Consider the following 4,970-nt stretch of genomic DNA (forward strand, 5'->3'; position numbering starts at 1 on the left):
GCGGGTGGGCTCGTTTTTGTGTATACGACCCCGGGGGAGGCGGGGACCTTGCCGCGCGGATCCGCGCCCGGGGCGGCGGGCGCGGGGGGGTCGTGGGCCCCGCCCGCGCGGGGCGGTCGGGGCCATCGGCCCGGAGGGGGTCAGCCGACCCGCTCGGCCGTGGGCTCCGTCGGGGCCCCGGCCGCCCCGTCGGCGGTCTTCCGGCCGTCGCGCATCAGCACCAGGGTGAGCGCCGCGGCCGCGACGACCGCGATGCCGCCCACCGTGAAGGTGGTGGAGGTGGCCGTGTTGAACGCCTCCCGGGCGGCCGCGACCAGTCCGCCGTCCCCGGTGGAGCCGCCCAGCGCGAGCGCGCCGGTGATGTCGTGGCGGGCGGCGGCGGGGGCGGCGTCGGGCATCGCACCGGTGTAGGTGCTGGAGAGCACGGTGCCGAGGATGGCCACGCCGAGCGCCGCGCCGGACTGCTGGATGGTGTCGTTGAGCGCGGAGCCGACGCCGGCGTGCTCGCTCGGGATGGCGCCCATGAGCGCGTTGGCGGCGGCCGGCATGCCGAGGCCGGAGCCGACGCCGAGCACCAGCATGGCCAGGGCGACCTTGGTGAAGCCGTCGCCGACCGAGAGGGTGGCCAGCAGCCAGAAGCCGCCCGCGATGATCAGCATGCCGATCGAGGTGAGCACCCGCGCCGGGACCTTCTTGCCGAGCACCGCGCCGAGCGCGTTGAACACCAGCGAGGCGATGGCCAGCGGGATGAAGGCGAGGCCGGTGTCGGTGGGCGAGAACTCCAGCACGAACTGGAGGTACTGGGTGAGGACCAGCATCAGCCCGCCGGTGGCGAAGGTCAGCAGGACGAGCGAGAAGCTGGCGCCGGTGAAGACCCGGTTGCGGAACAGGTTGAGCGGGACCATCGGCGAGTCGGTGCGGACCTGCCGGACGGCGAAGCCGGTCAGCGAGGCCACCGCGAGCAGGAGCGCGCCGAGGGTGCTCGCGCTGGTGAAGCCGTCCCGGGGCAGCACGATGATCGACCAGACCAGCGCCGTCATGCCGACCATCGACAGCACCATGCCCGGCAGGTCGGGTCGGCGCCACGGTCCCTTGGACTCCGGCATCAGCAGCACCGCGGCGATGATGGCGACCGCCGCGATCGGCACGTTGAGCAGGAAGACCGCGCCCCACCAGAAGTGCGCGATCAGCGCGCCGCCCAGCACCGGACCGCCGACCAGGCCGATCATGGCCACGGCGGTCCAGGCGGCGATCGCCTTCGGGCGCTCCTCGTCGTCGAAGACGGTGATCAGGATGGAGAGCGTGCTCGGCATGACCAGCGCGCCGCCGACGCCCATCAGGACGCGCCCGGCGATCAGTTCACCGGAGCTGCCGGCGTAGGCCGCGACCAGTGAGGCCGCGCCGAACAGCGCGAGTCCGACGATCATCACCTTCCGCCGTCCGAAGCGGTCGGAGAGGCTGCCCGAGGTGAGCAGCAGGCCGGCGAAGACCAGGATGTACGAGTCGATGATCCACTGGATGTCCTGCGCCCCGGCCTTGAGGTCCTCCGCGATCGGCGGGATGGAGACCGTGAGCACCATGTTGTCGATCACCAGCACCAGGCTGCTGAGACAGAGCACGACCAGAATGAGCCAGCGCTGCGGATGACGTTGCACGGCGTTTTCCCCCTTTGAACTTCTCGCGTCGAACCCGGGTTCGAACTTCTCGCTGCGAACCCGGGCTTCGGGCTTCGGGCTTTGGAATGAGCGCGCGAGCCGTGGCCGTGGCCGGCCGGAGCCGCGCGGAAGTCGTCGCGGGCACACCGCCCTCCGTCCCCAGGGGTACGGTGTGCGCCGCTCCGAACACTGTACGGACACCGCACACTGTTCGCAATGCCGTACGCCGTTCGATCTCCGCACACCGTTCGCTGGGCCGTACACTGTTCGCAGCGACCTGTGGCAAGCTGCGCCGCACCGGACCGGGTCCGGCGATCGACGACTGGCGAGGAGGGCCCGATGGCGGCCAAATCAGAGGACGGCACGACCCCGGGCATCCCCCTGCCGTGGAACCGCCCCCAGCGACGGCGGGAGCAGCCCTCCCTCAGTCGCGAGCAGATCGTCGCCGAGGCCTTCGCACTGCTGGACTCCGACGGCATCGACGCGCTGAGCATGCGCAAGCTCGCCGCCCGGCTGAACGCCGGCGCGACCTCGCTCTACACCCACGTCGCCAACAAGGAGGAACTGCTCGCCCTGGTCGTCGACCAGGTCTTCGGTACCCTCCCCCAGCCGGAGGCCGAGGGCTCCGAGGACCCGAAGGTCTGGCGCGCGAAGGTCATGGAGTGCGCCGAGAGCATGCGCGCGACCATCATTCGCTACCCGTGGATGGTCTCGGTGATCGGCGACGTCGGGATGATCTACCTCGGCCCCAACTGGATGCGCATCTCCGAGTCCCTGCTGGCCGTCCTGGACACGGCCGGCTTCGAGATGGGCGACGCGAACGACGCGATGAGCGCTGTGATGGGCTACACCATCGGAACCGCCTGCGTGGAGGCCTCCTGGGTGAGCTCGCTGGCCCGCAGCGGCCACGACGAGCAGGAGTGGATCAACCGGCTCCTGCCCACCGTCATCGAGGCCACCAAGGAGTTCCCGCGACTGCACCGGCTGTACACCACCGAGGTTCCGGGCGAGGTCGAGGCGGGCCGGGACAGCAGCTTCGCCCGGGGCGTCAACGTCATCCTGGACGGGATCGAGGCGGCCCGCACCGCCCGCCACGGGGCCTGAGGGCGCCGGCCCTGGGGCGCCGGCCCGGGGCCGCCCGTGACCGCTCCCCGGAGACGCTCAACTCCCGCTGAGGGCCTGCACCTCCGCGTACCCCGGCACCCGACCGACCGGCTCGCCCGCCGCGACGGCCGCCGCCGTGGCCACCGCCGCCGCCAGTGCCGCGCGGTACAGCAGCGAGCCCAGGCTGACCCGGGCCACCCCGAGCGCGGCCAGCTCGGCGAGGCCCGGGCCGGCCGGCGTCCAGAGGATGTTCAGCGGGACGGAGAGCGCGCCGACCAGCCGGCCGATGGCCGCCGGATCGGCCGGCCCGGGGACGAACACGCCGTCCGCGCCCGCCTGCTGGTAGGCGTCCAGGCGCCGGAGCGCCCCCGCCTCGGGGGCGTCCTGCCCGCACCAGTAGGTGTCGGTGCGGGCGTTGACGAACAGCTCCGGCACGGCCGCCTTCACCGCCGCGATCTTGGCGGCATGGCGGTCGACGGGGGTCAGCGAACCGTCCGCCCGACCGTCCTCCAGGTTGATGCCGACCGCTCCGGCCTTCGCCAACTCCACGGCCAGTTCGGCGACTTCGTCCGGATCGTCGCTGAAGCCGGACTCCGCGTCGACACTGAGCAGGAAGCCGACCCGCCCGAGCCGGCGCGCCAACCGTACGGTCTCCGCGCGGGTGGCGGCGGCACCGTCGGGCAGGCCGGCGACGGCCGCCACGCCCAGGCTGGTGGTGCCGATCGCGGGGTGCCCCTGGGCGGCGAGGGCGACGGCCGAGGCGTGGTCCCAGGCGTTGGGGAGCAGCAGCGGACGGCCGGGGCGGTGGTGCAGGGCGGCGAAGGGGGTCATCGGGTCGGCTCCGTCGGGTCGTTGGTGAGGTTTCCGGCCGCGTCCGCCGGGGTGTCGGTCGCACCCTCCGGGGTGTCGGTCGCACCCTCCGAGTGGTCGGTCGCACCCGCGGGGCTGCCGAGCGCGCCGACCGAGTCCGCGTAGTAGTACCCGGCCCCGGAGACGTGCCGGACGATCTGCCGGAAGCTCCAGCCCGTCCCCGGCGAGTCGTCCAACCACTCGTCCGGCAGTGCGGTGATCCGCCGGGACCAGATCCCGGCCAGCCGGGTCAGCCGGCTGCGGGCCTCGTCCAGGTCGGCGGTGGTGAACGGGGCCAGGTCGGCCGGGGTGGTGACACCGGAGGCGTGCCAGCGGTCGGGCTCGGTCGGCTCACCGACCACCCGGGCCTCCAACTCGGCGAGGTGGTCGACAAGATGGTCGGAGATACGGCGAACAGCCTTGTGCGGCGTGTAGGTTCGGCCGTCGGCGTTGACGATCGGGCGACCGCCCCAGGCCGTCCAGCCGGCCGCCAGGACGAGCACGCGCTCGACCATCTCCGGTACCAGGGAGGCGAGTTCGGCCTTCCCCCGATCCGGTGCGGGCGGCATGTCCGGCGCCCCGGTGTCCGCCGGATCGGAGGCGCCGTACAGGATGCCCTCGGCGATGACCAGGGCCTGCGAGCGGCCCGGGCAGCTCCGGGGCGGTGCGCCGAAGGTGAGCGCGACGCCCTCCGGCGCCCCGGACTGGGCCGCCGCGATGTCGAGCAGGACCAGCGTCCCGGCCGGTACCGCGACCCGGCCGACCTCGGTCGCCCGGGCGGCGAGCCGACGCATCGTCCGGACCGGCGGGTCCGCACGCAGCACGCCGGCCAGACCGTTCTCGTGCCGGCGGGCGCCCTCGACCAGCGCGGCGGTGGCGTCGCAGGCCTGGACGAGCAGGCCGATCCGGTTCGCGGCCGTCTCCTCGTCCCGGTCCCCCGCCGCCTCGTCCCGGTCCGCCATCAGGGACAGCAGCCGGGCCACCGCCGCGTCCGCCGCCGGGGCGGCGGCCACCGTGTCGGCGGCCACCGGGTCGGCCTGCGCATCGGCGAAGTACGCCCGGGACACCGTCGCGACATCCCGCGCCACGGCCTCCGGGTCGGCCAGGCCGAGCTCCGCCGCGAGCACCCGGACGACCCGCAGCCGGACGTCGGACTCGAAGCCGGCGGCCGCGGCCACCCGCAGCCGGTCCGGGTCCAGCCGCTCCAGGTCCGCCAGCACCAGCGCCCGGCGCCGGGCGTGCGGCTCGCCGGAACTGAACCGGGCGACGGCGGACCGCAGCCAGGCCACCGTGCCGGGGGCGGCGCCGGGCGCTCCGGGCACGGCCGGCCCGGCGGGCGGCGGGACCAGCGCCGGGTCGGCC

Annotated in this window: 3 protein-coding genes and 1 pseudogene; 1 reads left to right on the forward strand and 3 read right to left on the reverse strand. The window is 74.1% G+C overall.

Going from position 1 to position 4,970, the window contains the following annotated elements; all coding sequences use genetic code 11:
* Positions 1-140: 140 nt before the first annotated feature.
* A complete protein-coding gene (locus ACFVHV_RS43225; RefSeq protein WP_380359295.1) occupies positions 141-1,655 on the reverse strand; it encodes an MFS transporter in 1,515 nt (504 codons plus the stop codon).
* Between the two features lie 339 nt (positions 1,656-1,994).
* Between ACFVHV_RS43225 and ACFVHV_RS43230 the strand changes: the two genes are divergently transcribed.
* Positions 1,995-2,759: a TetR/AcrR family transcriptional regulator gene (locus ACFVHV_RS43230; RefSeq protein WP_359905628.1), complete on the forward strand. Its 765-nt coding sequence runs from the start codon at positions 1,995-1,997 to the stop codon at positions 2,757-2,759.
* Between the two features lie 57 nt (positions 2,760-2,816).
* Here ACFVHV_RS43230 and ACFVHV_RS43235 read toward each other — a convergent pair whose 3' ends face one another.
* Together ACFVHV_RS43235 and ACFVHV_RS43240 are read right to left on the reverse strand one after the other, a co-directional pair.
* A complete protein-coding gene (locus ACFVHV_RS43235) occupies positions 2,817-3,590 on the reverse strand; it encodes an isocitrate lyase/phosphoenolpyruvate mutase family protein (protein WP_359905625.1) in 774 nt (257 codons plus the stop codon).
* Positions 3,587-4,970: pseudogene (locus ACFVHV_RS43240) on the reverse strand (hypothetical protein); the annotation flags it as partial. The pseudogene ACFVHV_RS43240 and the gene ACFVHV_RS43235, both read right to left, overlap by 4 nt.

Source organism: Kitasatospora sp. NPDC127116 (genome assembly GCF_042677365.1).
GTDB classification, from domain to species: domain Bacteria; phylum Actinomycetota; class Actinomycetes; order Streptomycetales; family Streptomycetaceae; genus Kitasatospora; species Kitasatospora lactacystinica.

Bases quoted from the DNA above. Each gene is read 5' to 3' on its own strand.
- ACFVHV_RS43230 (WP_359905628.1), top strand. From the start codon at position 1,995: ATGGCGGCCAAATCAGAGGACGGCACGACCCCGGGCATCCCCCTGCCG.
- ACFVHV_RS43235 (WP_359905625.1), bottom strand. From the start codon at position 3,590: ATGACCCCCTTCGCCGCCCTGCACCACCGCCCCGGCCGTCCGCTGCTG.